Genomic DNA, 19,605 nt, shown 5'->3' with positions numbered 1-19,605 from the left:
AGGAATCCCACCCCTTCAGGGGTGGGAGGAAGTCAATGGTATCAGCCCCGCTACGACGTGCTCATCTCCAGTGAATGGGCAGCACCGAACACGTACTATCCGGGGTTCGACCTCGACGACGTCGAGGCCGGCAACTACGGCGACAGTATCCACATCTGGTCGTGGGACGACCGCGAGCACGTACAGACGCTCGAATTCGGCGATGCAGGCCGGATCCCGCTCGAAGTTCGGATGAGCCACAACCCCGAGGAAACGCAGGGATACGTCGGGGCGGCGCTCTCCTCGAACATCATTCGCTTCTACGAGAGCACCGACGGGGCGTGGGAGTGGGACGTCGTCATCGACGAGGACCCCCGCGAACACGAGGACTGGGACATGCCAGTGCCGCCGCTTATTATCGATATCCTGCTGTCGCTGGACGACCAGTATCTGTTCTTTTCGAACTGGCTCCACGGCGACGTGCGGATGTACGACGTTAGCGACGCGGCCAATCCGCGGTTGGTCGATCGGGTGTGGGCCGGCGGCCTGTTCGGCGATCGCCAAGAGATACAGGACAAAGAGATTCGGGGCGCGCCACAGATGCTCCAGCTCTCGCGGGACGGAACGCGGCTCTACTGGACGACATCGCTGTTTTCGTCGTGGGACAACCAGTTCTTCCCGGAGATGGCCGAGGAGGGGTCGCTGATGTTCAAAGCGGACGTGTTTCCGGATGAAGGCCGACTCGACCTCGACGAGGAGTTCCTCGTCGACTTCGGCGACGCACCGGGTGGCCCCGCCCGTGCCCACGAGATCCGCTGGCCCGGCGGCGACTGTACCAGCGACGTTTGGCAGTGAATGTGTGCGAACGCGGCGGCCCACTCCGTCGAACTTGTTCGGCCGGACGGCCGAACGGAGACGATCCGGGTCGAAAACGGGGAAACGATCGTCGACGCAGCGGAGAGAGCTGACGTAGCTGTTCCATACGGCTGTCTGTACGGGGTGTGCGGAACCTGTACCGCGGAGCTGCTCGACGGTGACGTCCGCCACCGGGCGTCGCCGCGGGCGCTGAAAACACGCTCGCTAGACGCCGAGTACGTTCTTCTCTGTATTGCCACACCCGAAACCGACTGCCGGATACGCATCGGCCACGGGATTCAGGCCGAGGTCGTCGGAACCCCCTGGAAGTAGCGGCGACACCACCCGCCGACCCCCTGAGCACCAGCCACCGTTCCGGGATTTCTCGGCCACGCTCTTCGGAGTCACTCGCTACATTGACGCGCTTGGAATCGGCGGCGTCAGCCTCAATTGCCTCCATCCCATTGAGTCCGTATGGTTTACCGACCGGGAAGCCGACACCTCGAGACGACCCACGAACGCTGTGTGGCTCGCAGAATACGCGGTGTTCCCCGTTCGAACGCACGCTCGAACCTGTCCTCGATTCTCCGAGATGACGACGCATGAGCGCCGACCCGACCGTCCTCGTGATCGGCGGTGGCGCGACGGGAACCGGAATCGCCCGCGACCTCGCGTTGCGGGGAGTAGACGTGACGCTCGTCGAGCGGGGCGGGTTAGGTAGCGGCACCTCCGGCCGATCGCACGGACTGTTGCACAGCGGTGCCCGGTACGCCGAGTCCGACGCGTCCGGCGCGGCCGAGTGTCTCGCCGAAAGCCGTACCCTCCGCGAAATCGCCGGTGCTTGTGTCCGCGAGACGGGTGGGCTGTTCGTCCGACTCGAGGGCGACGACGCGGCGTACTTCGAAACGAAACTGGCCGCCTGCGAGGAGACCGGCATCGAAACCGAGCGCCTGGACGGCGACGCGGCCCGTGATCTCGTGGACGGGCTTTCCGATGCGGTCGTCGAGGCCTTTCGCGTCCCGGACGGCGTCGTCTACCCGTCGCGGCTCGTGGCGGCAAACGCGGCCGACGCGGCGGCCCACGGGGCTGACGTGCACCCACACGCGCCGGTCGAGGCGATCGAGACCGGGGCGGACGGGATCACCGCGGTCGACGTCGGTGGAAGCGTCGACGAACACATCGAACCGACCCACGTCGTCAACGCGACCGGGGCGTGGGCCGACCGGATCGCCGAGATGGCCGGTTGTACGGTCGGGATGGCTCCGAGCCGCGGTGTGATGGTTTCACTCGAGTACGACGGGCTCGGGCCGGTGTTGAACCGGTGTCGCGACCCCGACGACGGCGACATCGTCCTGCCCCACGAGGGCGAAGTCGTCGTGGGCACCACGAGCGTGCCCGTCTCCACCCCCGAAACGTACGAGACCGCCGAGTGGGAAATCGAGCGCTCCATCGAGGAGTGTGCCGCGATGCTTCCCGCGGTCGCCGAGGCACCGGAGCGTCGGACGTGGTGGGGGGTCCGCCCGCTGTACGAACCCGACGAGGCGGCCGCCGACCGCCGTGGCATCTCCCGTGGGTTTACCATACTCGATCACGGCGACGAGGGCGTCTCGAACCTCCACAGCGTTGTCGGCGGAAAGCTGACCACGTACCGAGAGATGGCGGAGGTGACGGCCGACCGCGTCTGCGAGCGCCTGGGCGTCGCCGAGCCGTGTAGAACCGCCGAAGAACCGCTTGTCGGAGCCGACGATCCGAGCCGACTTGACGCGCTCGTCGAGCAGTACGGGGGACCGAACCCGACGGACGCTGGCGTGGTCGGGACGGACGGCGGTTGAGCTACTCGCGGCTGAAACCGTGGGATCCAGCGTGGACGTCGGTCGTGGCCGCTTCCCTGGCGGGAGTTCGCCGCTGTACGGTTCGACGCTGAACGCGTTCGCCAGCGTCCGGGCTATCGTGATTCAGCGGGCGAATCTCGGCGTTCACGCTGGGTGTGACCCGCGTACGCCGTGGCACAAACCACCGGAGATGGCCGGTCTGGAACCCCACCACTTATACCAACCATCGGAAGTGATTACACATCGATCGCACTGCCGTCGTGCGATCGAGTGTGCAGTGTCTTCCGATCGCTACTGTAGTATCGCTCGTGGCGTTGGTTCACACACGGGGTCCGCTGACCCCCGATGGCTGGCGACCGCGGGAGTCCGTCCGACGCCCGACCAATAACAGGCCGAGGTCCCTCTGTCGAGGGACCCCGCGCCGTCGTCGGGCGTCGCCCGGTTGCTTCGAGACCTTCGATCCTGCTCCGTTTACGCCGCGGAGGATGTCACGCGTTGGTCATGAAATCCATCGGAGCAATCGGCGTGATACAGTTTCTATCTGCGAACAAGTACTTAGAATTTGGAGCCAGCATGGCGCATGAGCAGCCGGACACGTACGAGTGGAACACGGGAGCTCTTCGTGCAATCCGGATCATTGGTGTGATTTACATACGCTTGGCAGTTCGGGTGCTGAAACAACCGGCCGACAGCGAGTGAGCTTCAGGAATTATCACACGCTTCCCAATCCACCACACCGTTCTCCGTGCTGTATCAAGTAGAGACCGGAGGCGGCGTAGCCTCACTCACTGACGTTCGTTTCGAACAGCCGTTCGGCAGCGTACGACAGCTTATTTACTGGGCTCGCGATCCGGGTGAAGTAACTGGTCGGACCCATCTCCCGCTCGATTTTGGCGGCGACCCACCACCGTCGCGGCGAGGTCGCCGACGTGGACGGTACGGTGCTGTAGACGCAGGTTTCGTGACTGAACGCCGCCTCGCCGCGTTCTTGGAGCTTCGAGACCAAGATCCCGTCCTCGAGACAGTCGATCTCGGAGCTTCGGATGTCCTCGTCGGGCTCCATCCGATAGCCGTCGACCGCGTAGAAGTCGTCCGCTCTGAACGCCATCCCGCGACCTTTCGGTAATCGCTCGGCGTTCTGATAGAACGTAAAGAAGCGCTTGATCACGGGGTTCTCCATCGGTTCGTGGGGCGACACCGGCCCGCCGAAGACGCTGTAGGACTCCTCGCCGAGCGTCTCGACGGCTGTCTCGACAAAGGACTCCTCGAGTGCCGAGTCCCCTTCGAGGCGGACGACGATGCCGTCCGGCGTCCCGTCGCTCCTCGGGAGGTGTTCGGCGGCCTTTTCAGCCCCGAACTGTGAGGAAAACCGGACGCCAGCGCCCTGGAGTACGTGTAGATCGATCTCGAAGTCGGTCTCGGCGGCTATCGTTTTGACCTCCTCCTGTGTCGAATCCGTACTTCCGCCGTCGACCACGACGAGTCTCGAAACGGGGTGTGTCTGTCGTTGCAGCGACGAGATGGCCCGCCCGATACGCCCCGCCTCGTTCAGGACCGGCATGAATGCCGTAACTGTCATACGAGTTACGTGGTAACCGTCAGCGGGAGATATTAAAAGTGAACGGTTCGGGTCCGGCGTCCCCTACGACGGAACGGGTGGGTCATGCACCCGTGTATGTCATCGGACGGATCGGCGAATCACTCGCCGGACAGTCCCGTGTGGTTGAGACTGACGAGGCTGACGTACCCGAAAACGACCCCGGGGAGGTACGTGCCGATCCGATACAGGATCGCAATACTCGTCGCGGTCGCGCCGGCCACGGGAAAAAAGAGTACGAGCAGGCCGGCGAAGCCGGCCTCGAACGTCCCGACGCTTCCCGGCGTGGGTGAGAACGTCAGGACCGTAGACAGCGCCACGACGAGGAGAACCGTCTCCGGGACCGGGTCGGCGCCGACCGCCAGCATCGAAAAGTAGAGCGCCCCGATGTGACCGAGGACGGCGACGTGGGAGACGATCAACGTCGGGACGACCTGTCGGGGGTTGTCCCCGACGTCGCGCATCCGCGACAGCACCTTCCGACCCTTCTCTTTGAACGACTCGACGTACGGCTGCCAGCGTCCGAACCCGAACCCGCCCCCGACGAACCCGTCGGCGTAGCCGAACGCCGACTGAAGCCCGCCGAACCAGAGGAGATACACCGCCAGCACCGAGGCCACCAACAGCACCGCCACCCACGGGACGATATCGGCTACCACGCTTCCGATCGTCCCGAAGACGACCGTGTACAGGATCGCGATCGTTCCGAACGTGACGAACGGAAACGCGTTGGACAGATCTGACGACGAAACGCTCGAAAGCGCCTGCGGGAACGTCGAATCCGTTCGGCTCGAAATGAAGTGGGCGACGAACGGCTCCCCGCCGAACCGACCGAGCGGCGTCATGGCGTTCAGAAACGTGCCGGCCAGCAACAACCGGAGCGACTCCCGAAACCGGATGCGAATCTCGAGCAGGCCGAAGAACCGATGCCAGACGACCGACCACATCAAAAGCGTAAAACAACCACACAGTACCGTCAACGCGATGTACCCGGGAGCGGAGCCGAAAAGCACCCGCGCGAACGCTCTGTAGTCCGAGACGTACACGAGTCCGACGAGAATACCGGTCGCAATCAGATACCAAAACAGCCGGTTCGCCCTACTGCTCATGTGTCTCGTTGCGGTGCCGAACGCGTCCTCCACACGTTCGCCGACAGGACGGTTGGTTCGTTCGGCCACGACCGGTCCGGACGCTCGGGGCCTCTGAGGCGGGCTTCGTCGAACGCCGCTTTCGCCCGATCACCGCGGCGTCGCTGCCGCCGCACACGTCGAATCCGCTCGGCGACAGCCCACGTTTCCTGCTGCCCCGGCGCGTGCGTCCTGCCCCCGGTCTCGACCCTGATCCACCTGCGGATCGATCGATTCGCTCGAGTGGGCCGACCGCCCCGTCGTACACACCGAAGTGATCGCGTCGCGGGCAATCGGGTACGGCGACGACCGTGGTCCGCATATAGATACCCGTTGGTTCTGTACCGCGAATTACTCTTTTGATCGGCGCTCGCGAGCGGTCCGTTCGGAGACGTTCGCGGCCGGACCGAAACGGCCTACACCGTCCGGGGGCGACGGTGTCTGGAGAGAGTCACATGAACTCCGAGTTCCCCGGCCCGTTAGTGATGTGGACCTCGAACGGCTGGGTGTCGACGTGGTCTCGCTCGACGAGGTGCCAGTACGTTTCGGCTACCTCGTCGGGATCGAGGAAGGTGTCCTCGTCGCGGTCGGGGAACCGTTCGCGAACGTCCGGCGTGTCGATCTGACCGTCGAGGACGACGTGGGCGACGTGGACCCCTTCCGGGCCGAACTCCTGGGCGATATCCATCGCCATCCCGCGGGCCGCGAACTTCGCGGCGGTGAATCCGATCGCACCACCGAGGCTCCGCACCGCCGAGGTCGCGCCGGTGAAAAGCACTGTTCCACCGCCGGTTTCGAGCATATCGCCGACGGCTTCCTGCGAGCAGACGAACGCACCGCGGCCGTTGACCGCCCACGAACGCTCGAACGCCTCGACGCTCGTGTCCATGAGGCCGCTCCAAGAAGGGGAGCTGGCGTGGTTGACGAGGACGTCGACCGAGCCGAACGCCTCGCGGACGGTCTCGAACCCCGCCCGAGTGGCTTCGACGTCGGTGAGGTCGGTCGTGACTGCGAGCCCCTCTCCTGGCTCCGGAAGGTCCCCGGCGAGCTCTTCGATGTAGTCCGCCGATCGAGCGAACAGCCCGACCTGACACCCCTCGGCGGCGAATTTTCGGGCGAGCGATTCACCGAGTCCTGGGCCGACACCGGCGACGACTGCGGTCCGAGTCATACGCCCCATCCGGCGGTGTTCAGATAAGGATGAAGAGTGAGGCGGTGCGTTTTTTGAGTGTCTATGTTCAAAAACGCCCGCCTCAACGGCTGTTTGGACGAGATTGAGTTAGGTTTTGTGGAACGAGAAGCGACACCGAAATTGCTGATGAAGCTCGGTATTCAACTCTATTTGACTGGACTATCACTTTCGAATACAGTTTCAATTCTTGAGATATTCGGTGTCGAACGAGCTCGATCTACCGTTCACAACTGGGTCCACAAAGCTGATCTACAGCCCGAATCTAATTGGAGCCCGGATCACGTTGCGGTCGATGAAACCGTGATCCAACTCAATGATGAGCAGTATTGGCTGTACGCCGCTGTCGATCCCGAAACAAACGAATTACTGCATACAACGCTTGAGCCAACGACAAACAAGGTAATTGCTCACGAATTCTTTGCCGAACTTCGTGAGAAACATGACGTTGACGGCGCGGTGTTTCTCATCGATGGCTCGCACTCCTTGAAAGATGCCTGTCGCCGTCACAGCCTCGATTTCAGATATGAAAAACATGGAAATCGGAATAGTGTCGAACGTGTCTTTCGAGAGATAAAACGACGAACTACCAGTTTCTCAAACTGTTTCAGCAACGCCGAAGCAGATACCGCCGACGACTGGCTTCGATCCTTCGCCTTCGCATGGAATCAGCTTATCTGAACACTACCTGATCACCAGTTACACAGATACTCCTTCCTCATCATCCAGCTCTTAGGCGACGGCTCCTTCCACTATACAGATCTCACAGAGGAAAAAAAGAAGCCCTGAATGAGTCCAAACTCGCCGACTACGTCGACCTCCGTCTGGGCTAATACATTCTAATGTACAGGTGGTGAGTTACGCGAGTGAAAGCAGGATCCCGAGGATATACAGCAGGGACGAGCCGGAGAGCCCGATGGTTGCGACTGTGTCAAGCTGGCTACGTGTGTCAGCGGGGAGGCCCAGGTCGAGGTGGTGTCGTGCTGTGAGGTAGGCACTTGTGAGGAAGGCGGTGATGGCGAGGAGGAAGCCGTCATAGAAGACGAAGACACCGATATCGTGGAGGGCGGTGGCGAAAAACGGGTTCTCAGCATGGGGTTGGAACAGGATTCCGCTGATACCGGTCAGTCTGAATAGGATGATGAAGCTGTAGCCGAACAACGCGTTGCTGGCTAATTCACGGGCTTGGTCCGATCTGTCGGGTTCGTCGGAGGCTGTGGTCGATACGGGTTGTGCTGTCTCCGAGGCTGTCTGTTCTCGCTCTGGTGATCGCTTCTCGGACGATCTTGCGTTGTCCTGGTGATCGGTTCGTTGCTCAGTGTCTTCGTGGTCCGAGCTTCCCGGTTCAGCTGATCCTGGCGGTGTAACGGTGGTCTCTTGCTCGGGACCGGTGGAAGGAGACTGGTAGACGAGTTCGGCACCACAGTCTGTACAGTAGGTCTGGTGGTCTGTCGTTTCTGTGCCGCAGTTGTGACAGTACATCTGATTGTCTCCGGATCGGTTAGTCTGTCTCTTCGACGTCCATATACTCTCGTCCGGTGTATGCGATGTAGGCAAGGCGGGAGCCGATCCAGATGGCGAGAAGACCGATGAGTACGTTCCCGAAGGGGATGGCCTCGATGAGTGCAAAGAAGAATCGGCCACGGGGAGCATTCGGTCCCCCAGCCATACCGGGAAGCATAAAGAACGCGAACAGGGCGAACCCGGCACAGATGATCGTGAAACCACCGGACACTGCCCGCATCGCCCGACCGCGTTGATAGAAATGATGGCCATCACTGTCGACGTGGAGCTGTTTATCCGGCCCGATCGATGTCTCGACGTATGTCGTGCCTGTCTCGTCGGTGTAGAGTTGGTCCTGTGATACCTGTGCCGGGGACGATGATGCTGCATCGGTCTCGTCCGGGTCACCGCTGTCAGGAGCGGAATCCGGTTCTACACCATCTGGGTCATGCTCTGGATGTGGATCTGTCCCCTGGCTTGTCTGGGTAACCGCCTGTGGACCGGACGTCGCCTCGTCACGTTGAGCGGCGACGGTCTGTCCGTCAGTAGTCCGTTGACCGGACGTACCGGCGGAATCGGTCGGTGGCTGTGGTCCACCGGTCGTATCCTCACCTGTATCACCGACGTGGGTGATTTCGGTCCCGCAGTCCGGACAGAATGAGGCATCAGTACCAACTGACCGCCCACACTCCGGACAGGCACCACTGCTTGACTGGGTAGCCTTTGCCCCGGTGGTTGGTGTCGTGGGCTCCGGGGTGGTGTCTCCCTGTCCAGCAGCATCTCGGCCGGTCTGTTGACCAGCTCCCGCCGGTGTCGTTCCTGGGACGATAGTGTGGCCGTCCTGTGGCAGGTTTCGACTGACTGCATACCCGTTCCCGATGAGATATCCTGCGACCAGGGCCTGATAGACAGCGATAAAGATACCGACGAGGACCACGCTGAGGGCCGCAACAACAGGGAACAACACGATTCCGATGACTGCAGTGAGGAAATATGCCTTGAGGTACGGCCCCGAGAAACTGACCGTGCCGACAACGGTTCGGACATCGAAGGCGGCTTTCATCGATCCTGTGTAGGCAAAATGGCAGACAGCAGCCGGGACGGAGTAGAAGGAAACAGCACCGGCCACGACAGTTCCCAACAGTAACAGCCCGATGATGGATGTTGCGACCGGCCCGGCTCCGGGATCAGATCCAGCGACAGAAGTACCGAGGCCGAGTGCCTGGCCAAAGGCCCCGGCAAAAATCGGGATCAAGATGACCGGGAGACCATAGGCGAATGTTATCCCGTAGAATTTGATCCCGTCAACGGTGAGGGAGCCGATCCCGTCGAAGTCCGGTGGTGTGGTTTGGCCCGCTGTGACAGAGCGGAGGACACGAACGATGTACCCGAAAAAGATGAACAAGGGGACAAGCAAGAAACTCCCAAGGATCACAACACCGCCGATACCAAGCCGGCGGAGCCACTGCCCATCGCTCCGGGGATAGGCGAGGGCATCTCTCAGCATAGTTCCACCTCAGCAGGTTCCCACTCGCTACGGGCGTCATACTCCTCCGGTACCCGGAGGAACTGTACCTGGATCTGGTCCTCCCCGAGGCCGGTCAGCTCGATACCAGTGACTGGACCGATATCCAGCCGCTGGCCTTCATTCAAATAATGGTCGAGGGTGAGTCCATCGATGAACGCAACGCGGATCTCTGCTTGCCCCTCAGCATCGATTCGCTGGTAGGTAAGCCGCATCCCCTCTGTCTCAGGGTCACCGTTGATCGGATACACCGTCACAGTTTCATCACGCTCGATCTCGGTCGAGGTGACGAGCGTACACCCCTCACGTGGCTCGTACTGGCTCGTTCCGGTGCCGTCCTCACCTGGTTCAGCTGGTGTGTCGGTGGCCTCCGGCGTCGAGGTCTCCTCTGGCCCTGGCCCGTTAGCACCCTGATCCGGTGTCGTTGTGGGATCGCTATCAGCAGGATTCTCCGTATCAGTGGAGTCCTGATCACCGTTCGAGCCTTCGGTATCGGGGGAATCACCGGAGCAACCGGCCAACCCTGTAAGAACACCGATCACTGTGGCCTGGATGAACCGTCTCCGTTGGATCGAAGAGCCACGATGCCGTCCATCGATTGATGCGTTGCTAGACCCACTCATTTACATCGTAGGTCATTAGGAGACGGTTAATATGTCATCGAGCGGTAAATCCGTTCACAAGCCGAAGACCGTTATATAAATCTTGGGTTCAGTCCTGTCGTGGCCAGTCATGTTCGAAGTCATGACGGGTCAGCTGTGTAGCCTGGTCGCGAACGGTTGTGAACTCGATTTCCGCCCAGCGTCGGACGTTCGGATCAGTGGTCTCGATCAGTGCCAGCGGTGATCCCTGCTCGTTTTCAACCCCGAAGAACACGATGTCATCGACGATTCCGAGCGGGACCGGTATGGTATCCTCAGCGACGTAGAACTGGGCCACATCATACTCCAACAGGTCGAGCATCATCGCCCGTTGGTCGCTGTCTGCAGCTGTCGCGTCGAATAATGCGGGTGGACAGACCGCCTCGAACCGTTGTCCTTGATTCACAACAGCATCATAGTGTGCCTCTAGGCCAACCGGGTTCTTCCCGCTTGCAAGTGTCCGTGACCGGGCAGCACCCTGTTTGAGCTCACCGACCCGTTCAAGTGGAGCGGCTGGTTCAACCCGGCTCACGAACGTGATCTCAGCATCAGCCAAGTGGGCCAGATCGAATGTCAAATCCTCCAGTGGCAGGTGTGGCAGCAACGTCTGGATCTCATCACCGAGTTCGACGACATCAGCCAAGCTGACGAACTGGCTGTATATGAACTCGCCATACGGTGTCGGGACATACTCACCGTTGGCCTGCTCCACAAGATCGACCGTCTGGAGATCTTTGAGTGCACGGGTGACCGTCGACCGGGATGTGCCGGTCGTATCAATCAGCTCCGATTTATCCATCGGACGCTTCACTAACTGCTCCATCACATCACGTCGCCCAAACAACGTCTTGACGACGTCAGCATACGAATCATCGTCAAAAGTCATTTAATCGGACATAAAACGCTCGAACAACATAAAAACCACCTTCACGTGCTTCAATCAAAGTAATAAATCTCTTTCCCAGATACGGCAGGAAGGTGGTATGAAACGGTTGCATCTGACCGCTTGAACAATAAGGACACCTTTGGAACAATCACAGCCGAAAAGGGATCGATAACTAGGAGAGCCTCTCTACCGGTTGAACAGTTCCAGTGGAAACCTATTAAAAGGACTTTGGGTCAATAGGCGGTGTTCAGATAAGAATGAAAAGTGAGGCGGTACATTTTTTGAGTGCTCTATGCCCAAAAACGCCCGCCTCAACGGCCATTTGGACGAGATCGAGTTAGGTTTTGTGGAGCGAGAAGCGACACCGAAATTACTGATGAAGCTTGGTATTCAACTCCATTTAGCTGGCCTATCACTTTCGAATACCATTTCTATCCTTGAGATATTCGGTGTCAGTCGAGCTCGATCTACTGTTCACAACTGGGTTCACAGGGCAGATCTACAGCCCGAATCTGGTCGGGATCCGGATCACGTTGCGGTGGATGAGACCGTGATCCGACTCAATGATGAGCAGTACTGGCTGTATGCTGCTGTCGATCCTGAGACAAACAAATTACTGTATACAACGCTTGAACCGACGACAAACAAGGCAATCGCTCACGCATTCTTTGCCGAACTCCGCGAGAAACACGACGTTGACGACGCGGTGTTTCTCATAGATGGCTCGCACTCACTGAAAGACGCCTGTCGCCGCCATAGCCTCGATTTCAGATATGAACGCCATGGAAATCGGAATAGCGTCGAACGTGTCTTTCGAGAGGTAAAACGACGAACTATCAGTTTTTCAAACTGTTTCAGCAATGCCGAAGCAGACACCGCCGACGATTGGCTTCGATCCTTCGCCTTCGCATGGAATCAGCTTATGTGAACACTACCGTTTCGACGAGGCGGTCTTCGACGCGCTCTGGCAGGCGGGTGAGGACATCGGCGATGCCGACCTACTGGTCGAGCTCGCGGCGGACGCCGGGGTCGGGGCCGAGGAAGTGCGCTCGGCGCTCGCAGACGACGCACTCCGGGCCGAGGTCAGAGAGCGCTTCGCCGAGGCGAAACGCGAGGGCATCACGGGCGTTCCGACGTTCGTCTACGACGACCACGCCGCCCGCGGGGCGGTCCCGCCGGAGCACCTCGAGCGTCTCGTCGACGGGGTGTAACAGCTACTCGCCGTCGCCATCGCCGACCAACTCCGCCGCGAGTGACACCGCCTCGACGGCCGTCTCGCCGAGGACGTACGTGATCGGTTCGATACCGAACGCCCCGGTGTGGTAGACGATCCGCGGGACCGACCCGCGCTCTTCGAAGGCGGCCGCCAACCGCCTCCGGCGGTCCTCGTAGCCCGCCTCGAACTCTATGGGATCGATCCCACGCTCGCGGGCGGCGGCCAACACCGCCTCGCTCGTCGCGAGGTTGATCGCACCCCGCATCGACGCATCGACGTCCATCGCGGCGAGGACCATCCCGGCGACGTGTTCGGAGGCGCCCAACTCGGGGTCCGAAGGGACGTTGATGCGGCCGTGCATGGCGTGGACCCGACCCGGGATCGCCGCCACGTCGAGTTCGTCGGCCGCGTCGGGGCGCGCCGTCGCGATGTTGGTGCCCACGTTCGGGACGTGATCGACGAGCGCTGGGGCGTTCGTCGCCGCCCGCGCCGCCCGCCGGACGGACTCGATCGCCGTGCGTTCGGCCCGCAGGTCCGCATCGCGCCCGCGAATGCAGAGATCACAGCCCAGCCCCCGCAGCGCCGGCACCTCCGTCTCGTGGATCGCACAGATCGGCCCCCGATCCTCGAAGGCCCGGATCAACTCGAGCAGTTCCGCGATGGCCTCGTAGTCGTCCATCGTCCCGTCAGCGAACCCCTCGGCGACGCGCTCGACCGTCGCCTCGAAACGCTCGTCTTCCAGGAACCGCTTTTCACCCTCGACGCCGCCACCCACGTAGTTGCTGACCGACGCCTGCGTCACCCCGAGGCGGTCGGCGATCTCCTGTTGGGTCATCCCGCGGTCGTCCAGCGCCGCCGCGAGCCGCACCCGCAGCGTCGGCAGGAACCGTTCGACGACGATCTCGCTCGGCAGCTGCAGGGTCATACCGCCCCTTGGGCCGACCCGCTCTTCAATCGTCTCCCCCGGCCCGTGTATAATCACATAATATTAGTTAGTTATATAGGGCTCGGACGACGATCCACCGACAGGATGAACACCCCCGACGGGACCGACGCCGACCGACCCGAAACGAGCCGTTTCACCGATCACCTCCGGGCGTGTTCCGAGCCGGCCTTCTCCGAGGCGGTCGAACACCCCTTCGTCGCCGGCCTCGGCGCCGGGAGGCTCGATCCGGACGCGTTCGCGTCGTATCTGGTCCAGGACTACGCCTTCCTCGACGCCCTCGTGGGGACCTTCGGCTTCGCCGTCGGGGAAGCCCCCGGCATCGCCGCCAAGCGCCCCCTGATCGAGTTCCTCGACGTCGTGACCGACGCGGAGAACGACTACTTCGAGCGCTCCTTCGAGGCGCTGGGCGTGCCGGCCGACCGATACGCCGATCCCGAGCGGACCGACACGACCGAGGCCTTCGCCGACCTTCTCGGGCGGGCCGCCCGGCAGGGCGGTTACGCGGAGACGCTCGCCGTGTTGGTGCCCGCCGAGTGGATCTACGAGTCGTGGGCGCTCGCGGCCGTCGAGGCCCACGCCGACCCCCACACCGATCCCCCGAGCGACGGCGCGGACCTGCCGTTCTACTACGCGGAGTGGATCGACCTCCACGCCACCGACGAGTTCCGCTCGTTCGTCGGGTGGCTCCGCGCGCAACTGGACTCGGTCGGCCCGGAGCTCTCCTCGCCGCGTCGCCGCCGCGTCGAGCGCCTCTTTTCGCGGACTGTCGAACTCGAGGTCGAGTTCTTCGAGACGCACTCCCCGGGCGAGGGGTCCGGCTCCGGTTCCGGTGACGGATCGACGGGGGACGCGAGCCACGCGGGGGCAGGAACGGAGGACGTTTGAGATGGTCTCGAGCGCGCTCGTCCTCGGTGTGACGGCTGCGACGGTCGCGGCCGTTACCGCGGTCGGCCTCCTCGCCGCGCGTGGCCGCGTCGACTCCGTCGAGGACTTCATTTCGGCACGGGACTCCGCCGGCCACGGCACGGTGACGGCGACGGTCGTCGCCTCGATGATGGGGGCCTGGATCCTGTTCAGCCCCGCCGAGGCGGGGGCCGCCTTCGGCGGCCTGCCCGCAATCTTGGGCTACGCCGTCGGTAGCACGATTCCGCTCTTGTTGTTCATCCCCGTCGGCTCCCGGATCCGATCCGTGATGCCCTCGGGGCACTCGCTGACGGAGTTCGCCTACGCCCGCTTCGGCGCGGCGATGTATCTCTTCGTACTCGTCGTCTCGGTGTTCTACATGTTCGTCTTCCTCGCCGCCGAGATGACGGGTATCGCCGGCGCGCTCTCGCTCGTCGCCGGCGTCCCCCAGTGGCAGACGGCGCTGCTCGTCGGCGGGTTCGTCCTCGTCTACACCGTCTACGGCGGCCTCGTCGCCAGCATCGTCACCGACACGATCCAGACGCTCGTCGTCCTCCCGCTGTTGGCGGTCGGGTTCGGCGGCGCGCTCGTCGCCCTCGGCGGGACGGGCGAGATCCACGCTGCTGCGGTCGCCGCCGACGCGACGCTTCTCGACCCCGGGTTCCGTCCGGGCGTCGAGTTCGGGATCTACGTCGCCTTCGCCATCCTCGGCGCGAACATGCTGAACCAGGGTATCTGGCAGCGCGTGTACGCCGCCGACGGCGAGACGTCCCTGCGCCGCGGCTTCGGGGCCGCCGCCGTTGTCGTCGTCCCGATGATCCTGCTCGCGGGACTGTTCGGCGTCGCGGCCGCCGCGCTCGGTCTCACCGGTCCCGACACCGCCAGCGTCGCCTTCTTTCTCGTCCTCGAGGCGGCGTTCCCGACGTGGGTCACCCTTGCCGTCGTCGTGTTGGTCGTCCTGCTCGTGATGAGTTCGGCCGACACGATGTTCAACGCCATCGCCAGCGTCGTCACCGCCGACCTCGCCAGGCTGGTCGACGCCGACCAGCGGACCCTCTGGCTCGGCGGCCGGGGGCTGACCGTCGCGGTCGCGGTCGGAGCGATCTTCATCGGCGCGCAGGGGTACAGCGTCCTCCGGCTGTTCTTGAGTGCCGACCTGCTGGCCGCCGCGGTGTTTTTCCCCTTCCTCGCAGGGCTGTACACCGAACGGCTCTCCGGTCCCGGAGCGATTCTCGCCGGCCTCTCGGGGATCGCTGTCGGCGTCGCGCACTTTCCGATGTTGCGCGGACCGCTGGCGGCGGTGCCCGGACTCGGCGGCGCGTTGCCGGAGCCGTCGTTCCTCGTCGCCTTCGCCGGCGCGACAGGCGCTTCCGTCGCTGTCACCCTCGTCGCGAGCGCGCTGTCCGACGCCGGGGCCGACCTCGACGCCATCGACGGGCGGATCCGCGCGCTCGACGACCCGGTCGCTGACGGCGGAACCGAGCCGCCTGCTCCCGGCGAGGGCGGGGGGCGGGGCGGGAACGACGCCCCGGACGAAACGGGGGGTGGTGAGCGCCGATGATCGCCGCTTCGGCTGTCGGGGCGACGACCTTCGCCGTCCTCGTGTGGGGTTCGATCCTCCTCGTCGCCGCCGTGTTCGTCTACGTCGCCCGCGCGCTCCTCCTCGACCGTCGCGACGCTTGATCGTCGCCGGCCGTCGTCCGGCCCGATCGCCGAGCGGCTCCCCGACGCGGCGCCGCCAGGCGAACGCGGGGTTTAATCCCCCGACGCGGCTACCGTCGCCGTGATGGCCGACGACCCGACGGATCGGACCCCCCGAACCCTCACGGCCCCCGACGCGTCCGCGGCCGCCTCCTTCGTCGCGGCGGCGGTCGAACGCGACGCGCTCGCGACGCTTTTCGGCCGCTGTACCGTCGAGTACGACGGCCGGGCAGCCTCGTCGCTGGCGTCGGGCGACCGGCACGTGATGTTGAAACCCGACGGGACGGCGCTCGTCCACACCGACGAGGGACAGAAACCCGTGAACTGGCAGCCACCCGGTTGCGCCCACGAGTGCCGGGCCAACGGCGGAGATCTCGTCGTCGAGAGCGTCCGCGACTCGCCCGCGGAACGCCTCACGGTCCGGTTTTCTGCGGTCGCCTTCGCCGCCGCCTTCGATCCGACCGACGAGGAATCGCTCGACGTCGTCGGGACCGAGGCCGACCTGAAACGGCGGATCCTCGAGGAGCCGGGGCTCGTGGAATCGGGCTTTCGACCGCTCGCGACGGAGCGACAGACCCCTGCTGGAGCCGTCGACGTCTACGGCGAGGACGACGCGGGCCGGACAGTCGTCCTCGAGTTGAAGCGCCGCCGCGTCGGCCCGGACGCTGTCGGGCAGCTGAACCGCTACGTCGAGGCGCTCGAACGGGACCTTCACGCCGGCGCGACGATCCGGGGGCTGCTCGTTGCGCCCTCCGTGACCGAACGAGCGCGGGCGCTGTTGGCCGAGGAGGGCCTCGAGTTCGTCCCGCTGTCGCCGCGCGAAGAATCGTGAGCCACGGGACTGCACCACGAGGCCGCTCACTCGAGTTCGGATTTGAGCTCCGAAAGCAGGTTCAGCGCCTCCAGCGGTGTCGTCTCGGCGAGGTCGATCGCCGCGAGCTCCGCCAGTAACGCCTCGCGGCCGCCGTCGGTGCTCGCGGGGTCACTCTCGGGTCGAGCGCCTCCGGTCGACGGGGTCGCCGAGTGCGTCCCGCCCGCGAGCAACGCGTCGGCTCGGTCGACGACACTCGCCGGGACGCCGGCCATCTCGGCGACTTCGACGCCGTAGGAGGCCCCTGCGGGACCGGGGCGGAGGTCGTGTTCGAACGCGACACCGTCGTCGCCCCGGGTCGCGGAGAAGTGGTAGTTCCGCGCCCGCGGGAGCTCCTCGACGACGTCCGTCAGCTCGTGATGGTGCGTCGCAAAGAGGGTGTACGCGCCGACCGAATCGTGGAGGTACTCCGTCGCCGCCTGCGCGATGGCGTAGCCGTCCCGCGTCGAGGTGCCCCGCCCCACCTCGTCGAGGACGACCAGCGAATCCCCGTCGGCCGCCCCGAGGATGGCGGCGAGTTCTGTCATTTCGACCATGAACGTCGAGCGCCCGCCAGCGATGTCGTCGGAGGCCCCCACGCGGGTGAACACCCGCTCGACGATCGGCACCTCGGCGCGGTCGGCCGGGACGAACGACCCCACCTGCGCGAGCAGCGAAATCAACGCGACCTGGCGCATGTAGGTCGACTTTCCCGACATGTTCGGCCCGGTGAGGACCGCTATCGGGCGCTCCCGTGGGAGCTCCGTCGGGTTGGGGACGAACGACGCCTCGCTGCGTTCGACGACCGGGTGTCGACCGCCCTCGATGTCGATCCCGTCGGCTCCGACCTCGGGGCGGCAGTAGCCGTGCTCTGCGGCGACGGCCGAAAGCGAGCGGAGCGCGTCGAGGCGGGCGATCGCGTCGGCGGTTCGCTGTAACCGCTCTGTCGCCTCTGCGACCTCGCTTCGGACCTCTCTGAAGAGGTCGTACTCCAACTCGTCGGCGCGCTCGCCCGCGGTTATGATCTCCTCCTCGCGGTCCTTCAATTCGGGCGTGTAAAAGCGCTCGGCGTTCTTCAGCGTCTGCCGGCGGTGATAATCGTCGGGGACCGCATCGAGGTTGGGGTCTGTCACCTCGATGTAGTAGCCGTGGACGGCGGTGTGCCCGACCTTCAGCGAGTCGATCCCGGTCCGCTCGCGCTCGTCGGCCTCGAGGGCGTCGATCCAGGCCTTCCCCTCGCGTTCGGTCCGTCGGAGGTCGTCGAGTTGCTCGTCGTACCCCTCACGGATCACGCCGCCATCGGTGATCTCGACGGGCGGCGACTCGGCGATCGCCGAGTCGATCAACTCCCTGACATCGGGGCAGTCGTCGAGGCCGGACTCGAGCGCCGCCAGCAGGTCGCTGTCGGCGGCGGCCGCCGAGAGACACGCCCGGAGGTCGGGGACGACCGACAGCGTCGACTCGAGCGCCCTGAGGTCGCGGGCGTCGGCGCGGCCCCGCGAGATCCGCGACACCAGCCGTTCGACATCGTAGACGTCAGCGAGGCACTCGCCCGCCCGCTCGCGGTCGCCGACGCGCTCCCGAAGCGCCCCGACCGCGTCGAGACGCCCCCGGATGCGGTCGGGGTCCAACAGCGGCCGGCGGAGCCAATCGCGGAGCGTCCGGCCCCCGAGCGCGCTCGCGGTCTCGTCGATCGTCTCGATCAGGGCCGCCCCCTCGAGCCCGTGGACGTGTCGCGGTTCGAACACCTCGAGCGACCGGAGCGCGACCGCATCGAGCAGCATGTACTCGCGTGGATCGTAGCGCGTGAGGTGGGTGAGATACTCCAGGCGGCCGGTCTCGCCGTCGGCCCGGACGCCGCGGGCGTACTCCGCGTAGGCGAGCAACGCCCCGATGGCGCGGGTTTCGGCCTCGCCGGCCAGCGACCCCTCGCCGAAATACGACGCCGCCTTCGCCGCGGCGGCCTCGGACTCGAACGCCGAGCGCTCGTAGGGCGTCACCATGCAGTCGGCCCCGAAGGGCTCTCTCGGGGCGTCGGGGCCGACGACCGCCTCCGCGGGGTCGAAGCGCTCGAGTTCGTCGGAGACGGCCCCGAGCCGGTCGAGTTCGGTCGCGTAGAAGTCGCCGGTCGAGACGTCGAGGAAGGCGAGCCCGTAGCCGTCGGTCAGGCACGCGACGAAGTTGTTGTCCGTCGCCGAGAGCAGTTCCGTCTCGGTGAGCGTCCCCGGCGTGACCACCCGGGTGACGGCCCGCTCGACCAGCCCGGAGGCCTCCGCCGCGTCCTCGATCTGGTCGGCGATGGCGACCCGGTAGCCGGCGTCCAAGAGCGTCTCGACGTACGACTCGGCGTTGTCGATCGGGATGCCGGCCATCGGATAGGTGCCCGTCGAGTCCTCCCGTTGGGTTAGCGTGATCTCGAGGAGCCTGGCGGTCGTTTCGGCGGCCGAACAGAACGTCTCGTAGAAATCGCCCACCTGAAACAACACCAAGGCGTCGCCGTAGCGCTCGCACAGCTCGAGATACTGCGACAGCATCGGCGTGAGTTCCTCGGCCTTCCCGGCCATCTCCGGCGGCGGCCCCAGGGCCTCGTCCATATCCGGGCGTGTGTCTCGCCGGGCAAATACTCACCGCCATCCCGGCGGTCGGCGCGTCTTGGCCCGATCGGCCGAGAGTCGACGCCGGACCGACCGACCGGAGGCCAACATCGGACCGACCGACCGGAGGCCAACATCGGACCGACCGACCGGAGGCCAACATCGGACCGACCGACCGGAGGCCAACATCGGACCGACCGGAGGCCAACATCGGACCGACCGAGGGCCGACGCCGGCCCGACCGACACCGTTTTTGATGCC

The 19,605-nt window shown here is 64.2% G+C and carries 17 protein-coding genes and 2 pseudogenes; 10 read left to right on the top strand and 9 right to left on the bottom strand.

Annotated elements, in window-relative coordinates:
• Positions 1-36 precede the first annotated feature (36 nt).
• The 3 genes and pseudogenes from NMLP_RS04085 to NMLP_RS04075 all read left to right on the top strand — a co-directional run.
• A pseudogene (locus NMLP_RS04085) lies at positions 37-834 on the top strand (selenium-binding protein SBP56-related protein); the annotation flags it as partial.
• Positions 835-1,167: a 2Fe-2S iron-sulfur cluster-binding protein gene (locus NMLP_RS04080; protein ID WP_015408865.1), complete on the top strand. Its 333-nt coding sequence runs from the start codon at positions 835-837 to the stop codon at positions 1,165-1,167.
• 269 nt (positions 1,168-1,436) lie between these two features.
• Complete coding sequence (locus tag NMLP_RS04075) at positions 1,437-2,666, top strand: FAD-dependent oxidoreductase (RefSeq protein WP_015408864.1); 1,230 nt, start codon at positions 1,437-1,439, stop codon at positions 2,664-2,666.
• Between the two features lie 781 nt (positions 2,667-3,447).
• Here the strand turns inward: NMLP_RS04075 and NMLP_RS04065 are convergent.
• The 3 genes from NMLP_RS04065 to NMLP_RS04055 form a co-directional block, all read right to left on the bottom strand.
• Positions 3,448-4,245 (bottom strand): glycosyltransferase, encoded by a 798-nt coding sequence (locus tag NMLP_RS04065; RefSeq protein ID WP_015408863.1) that lies wholly within the window; start codon positions 4,243-4,245, stop codon positions 3,448-3,450.
• Positions 4,246-4,364: 119 nt separating this feature from the next.
• A complete protein-coding gene (locus NMLP_RS04060) occupies positions 4,365-5,372 on the bottom strand; it encodes a lysylphosphatidylglycerol synthase transmembrane domain-containing protein (RefSeq protein WP_015408862.1) in 1,008 nt (335 codons plus the stop codon).
• A gap of 469 nt (positions 5,373-5,841) precedes the next feature.
• Positions 5,842-6,561 (bottom strand): SDR family NAD(P)-dependent oxidoreductase, encoded by a 720-nt coding sequence (locus NMLP_RS04055; protein ID WP_015408861.1) that lies wholly within the window; start codon positions 6,559-6,561, stop codon positions 5,842-5,844.
• 63 nt (positions 6,562-6,624) lie between these two features.
• Here NMLP_RS04055 and NMLP_RS14175 point away from each other — a divergent pair, with 63 nt between their 5' ends.
• Complete coding sequence (locus tag NMLP_RS14175; protein WP_015408860.1) at positions 6,625-7,260, top strand: IS6-like element ISNamo9 family transposase; 636 nt, start codon at positions 6,625-6,627, stop codon at positions 7,258-7,260.
• Positions 7,261-7,437: 177 nt separating this feature from the next.
• Here NMLP_RS14175 and NMLP_RS15025 read toward each other — a convergent pair whose 3' ends face one another.
• From NMLP_RS15025 to NMLP_RS04035, 4 genes are all read right to left on the bottom strand, one after another.
• Positions 7,438-8,061, bottom strand: coding sequence for a zinc ribbon domain-containing protein (locus NMLP_RS15025; protein WP_015408859.1), 624 nt, complete (start codon positions 8,059-8,061; stop codon positions 7,438-7,440).
• A 19-nt stretch (positions 8,062-8,080) separates the two neighbouring features.
• On the bottom strand, positions 8,081-9,589 hold the full coding sequence (locus NMLP_RS04045; protein ID WP_015408858.1) for a DUF4013 domain-containing protein: 1,509 nt from the start codon (positions 9,587-9,589) through the stop codon (positions 8,081-8,083).
• A complete protein-coding gene (locus tag NMLP_RS15020; RefSeq protein ID WP_015408857.1) occupies positions 9,583-10,230 on the bottom strand; it encodes a hypothetical protein in 648 nt (215 codons plus the stop codon). The genes NMLP_RS04045 and NMLP_RS15020 overlap by 7 nt, the downstream gene beginning before the upstream one ends.
• Before the next feature lie 88 nt (positions 10,231-10,318).
• On the bottom strand, positions 10,319-11,134 hold the full coding sequence (locus NMLP_RS04035; RefSeq protein ID WP_015408856.1) for a helix-turn-helix transcriptional regulator: 816 nt from the start codon (positions 11,132-11,134) through the stop codon (positions 10,319-10,321).
• A 292-nt stretch (positions 11,135-11,426) separates the two neighbouring features.
• Between NMLP_RS04035 and NMLP_RS14170 the strand changes: the two genes are divergently transcribed.
• Both NMLP_RS14170 and NMLP_RS04030 read left to right on the top strand, forming a co-directional pair.
• Positions 11,427-12,062, top strand: coding sequence for an IS6-like element ISNamo7 family transposase (locus tag NMLP_RS14170; protein ID WP_015408706.1), 636 nt, complete (start codon positions 11,427-11,429; stop codon positions 12,060-12,062).
• A 10-nt stretch (positions 12,063-12,072) separates the two neighbouring features.
• A pseudogene (locus tag NMLP_RS04030) lies at positions 12,073-12,345 on the top strand (DsbA family oxidoreductase); the annotation flags it as partial.
• Between the two features lie 3 nt (positions 12,346-12,348).
• On the opposite strand, the gene NMLP_RS04025 reads toward NMLP_RS04030, so the two are convergent.
• Entirely contained in the window at positions 12,349-13,275 is a 927-nt protein-coding gene (locus NMLP_RS04025) for a thiamine-phosphate synthase family protein (RefSeq protein ID WP_015408855.1), read from the bottom strand.
• 105 nt (positions 13,276-13,380) lie between these two features.
• Here NMLP_RS04025 and NMLP_RS04020 point away from each other — a divergent pair, with 105 nt between their 5' ends.
• The 4 genes from NMLP_RS04020 to nucS all read left to right on the top strand — a co-directional run bounded on the left by NMLP_RS04020 (position 13,381) and on the right by nucS (position 16,732).
• Positions 13,381-14,181, top strand: coding sequence for a TenA family protein (locus NMLP_RS04020; protein WP_015408854.1), 801 nt, complete (start codon positions 13,381-13,383; stop codon positions 14,179-14,181).
• A 1-nt stretch (position 14,182) separates the two neighbouring features.
• Positions 14,183-15,760, top strand: a complete 1,578-nt coding sequence (locus NMLP_RS04015) for a sodium:solute symporter family transporter (protein WP_015408853.1) — start codon at positions 14,183-14,185, stop codon at positions 15,758-15,760.
• Positions 15,757-15,882, top strand: a complete 126-nt coding sequence (locus tag NMLP_RS15970) for a hypothetical protein (protein ID WP_015408852.1) — start codon at positions 15,757-15,759, stop codon at positions 15,880-15,882. Before NMLP_RS04015 ends, NMLP_RS15970 begins: the two co-directional genes overlap by 4 nt.
• A 103-nt stretch (positions 15,883-15,985) precedes the next feature.
• Positions 15,986-16,732, top strand: coding sequence for an endonuclease NucS (gene nucS / locus NMLP_RS04010; RefSeq protein ID WP_015408851.1), 747 nt, complete (start codon positions 15,986-15,988; stop codon positions 16,730-16,732).
• A 26-nt stretch (positions 16,733-16,758) separates the two neighbouring features.
• Here the strand turns inward: nucS and mutS are convergent, their stop codons facing one another.
• A complete protein-coding gene (gene mutS / locus NMLP_RS04005; protein WP_015408850.1) occupies positions 16,759-19,344 on the bottom strand; it encodes a DNA mismatch repair protein MutS in 2,586 nt (861 codons plus the stop codon).
• Positions 19,345-19,605 lie beyond the last annotated feature (261 nt).

Origin of the sequence: Natronomonas moolapensis 8.8.11, from assembly GCF_000591055.1 — an archaeon.
Taxonomy (GTDB): Archaea; Halobacteriota; Halobacteria; order Halobacteriales; family Haloarculaceae; genus Natronomonas; species Natronomonas moolapensis.
Note: the sequence above shows the minus strand (reverse complement) of the source record. Positions and strands in the feature narration are given on the sequence as shown.

Excerpts from the sequence above, each read along its gene's own strand:
- NMLP_RS14175 (WP_015408860.1), top strand. The coding sequence starts at position 6,625 with ATGTTCAAAAACGCCCGCCTCAACGGCTGTTTGGACGAGATTGAGTTA.
- NMLP_RS04065 (WP_015408863.1), bottom strand. The coding sequence starts at position 4,245 with ATGACAGTTACGGCATTCATGCCGGTCCTGAACGAGGCGGGGCGTATC.
- NMLP_RS04045 (WP_015408858.1), bottom strand. The coding sequence starts at position 9,589 with ATGCTGAGAGATGCCCTCGCCTATCCCCGGAGCGATGGGCAGTGGCTC.
- NMLP_RS14170 (WP_015408706.1), top strand. The coding sequence starts at position 11,427 with ATGCCCAAAAACGCCCGCCTCAACGGCCATTTGGACGAGATCGAGTTA.
- NMLP_RS04080 (WP_015408865.1), top strand. The coding sequence starts at position 835 with ATGTGTGCGAACGCGGCGGCCCACTCCGTCGAACTTGTTCGGCCGGAC.
- NMLP_RS04035 (WP_015408856.1), bottom strand. The coding sequence starts at position 11,134 with ATGACTTTTGACGATGATTCGTATGCTGACGTCGTCAAGACGTTGTTT.
- NMLP_RS15025 (WP_015408859.1), bottom strand. The coding sequence starts at position 8,061 with ATGTACTGTCACAACTGCGGCACAGAAACGACAGACCACCAGACCTAC.
- nucS (WP_015408851.1), top strand. The coding sequence starts at position 15,986 with ATGGCCGACGACCCGACGGATCGGACCCCCCGAACCCTCACGGCCCCC.
- NMLP_RS15020 (WP_015408857.1), bottom strand. The coding sequence starts at position 10,230 with ATGAGTGGGTCTAGCAACGCATCAATCGATGGACGGCATCGTGGCTCT.
- NMLP_RS04060 (WP_015408862.1), bottom strand. The coding sequence starts at position 5,372 with ATGAGCAGTAGGGCGAACCGGCTGTTTTGGTATCTGATTGCGACCGGT.
- NMLP_RS04055 (WP_015408861.1), bottom strand. The coding sequence starts at position 6,561 with ATGACTCGGACCGCAGTCGTCGCCGGTGTCGGCCCAGGACTCGGTGAA.
- NMLP_RS04075 (WP_015408864.1), top strand. The coding sequence starts at position 1,437 with ATGAGCGCCGACCCGACCGTCCTCGTGATCGGCGGTGGCGCGACGGGA.
- NMLP_RS04015 (WP_015408853.1), top strand. The coding sequence starts at position 14,183 with ATGGTCTCGAGCGCGCTCGTCCTCGGTGTGACGGCTGCGACGGTCGCG.
- NMLP_RS04025 (WP_015408855.1), bottom strand. The coding sequence starts at position 13,275 with ATGACCCTGCAGCTGCCGAGCGAGATCGTCGTCGAACGGTTCCTGCCG.
- mutS (WP_015408850.1), bottom strand. The coding sequence starts at position 19,344 with ATGGACGAGGCCCTGGGGCCGCCGCCGGAGATGGCCGGGAAGGCCGAG.
- NMLP_RS15970 (WP_015408852.1), top strand. The coding sequence starts at position 15,757 with ATGATCGCCGCTTCGGCTGTCGGGGCGACGACCTTCGCCGTCCTCGTG.
- NMLP_RS04020 (WP_015408854.1), top strand. The coding sequence starts at position 13,381 with ATGAACACCCCCGACGGGACCGACGCCGACCGACCCGAAACGAGCCGT.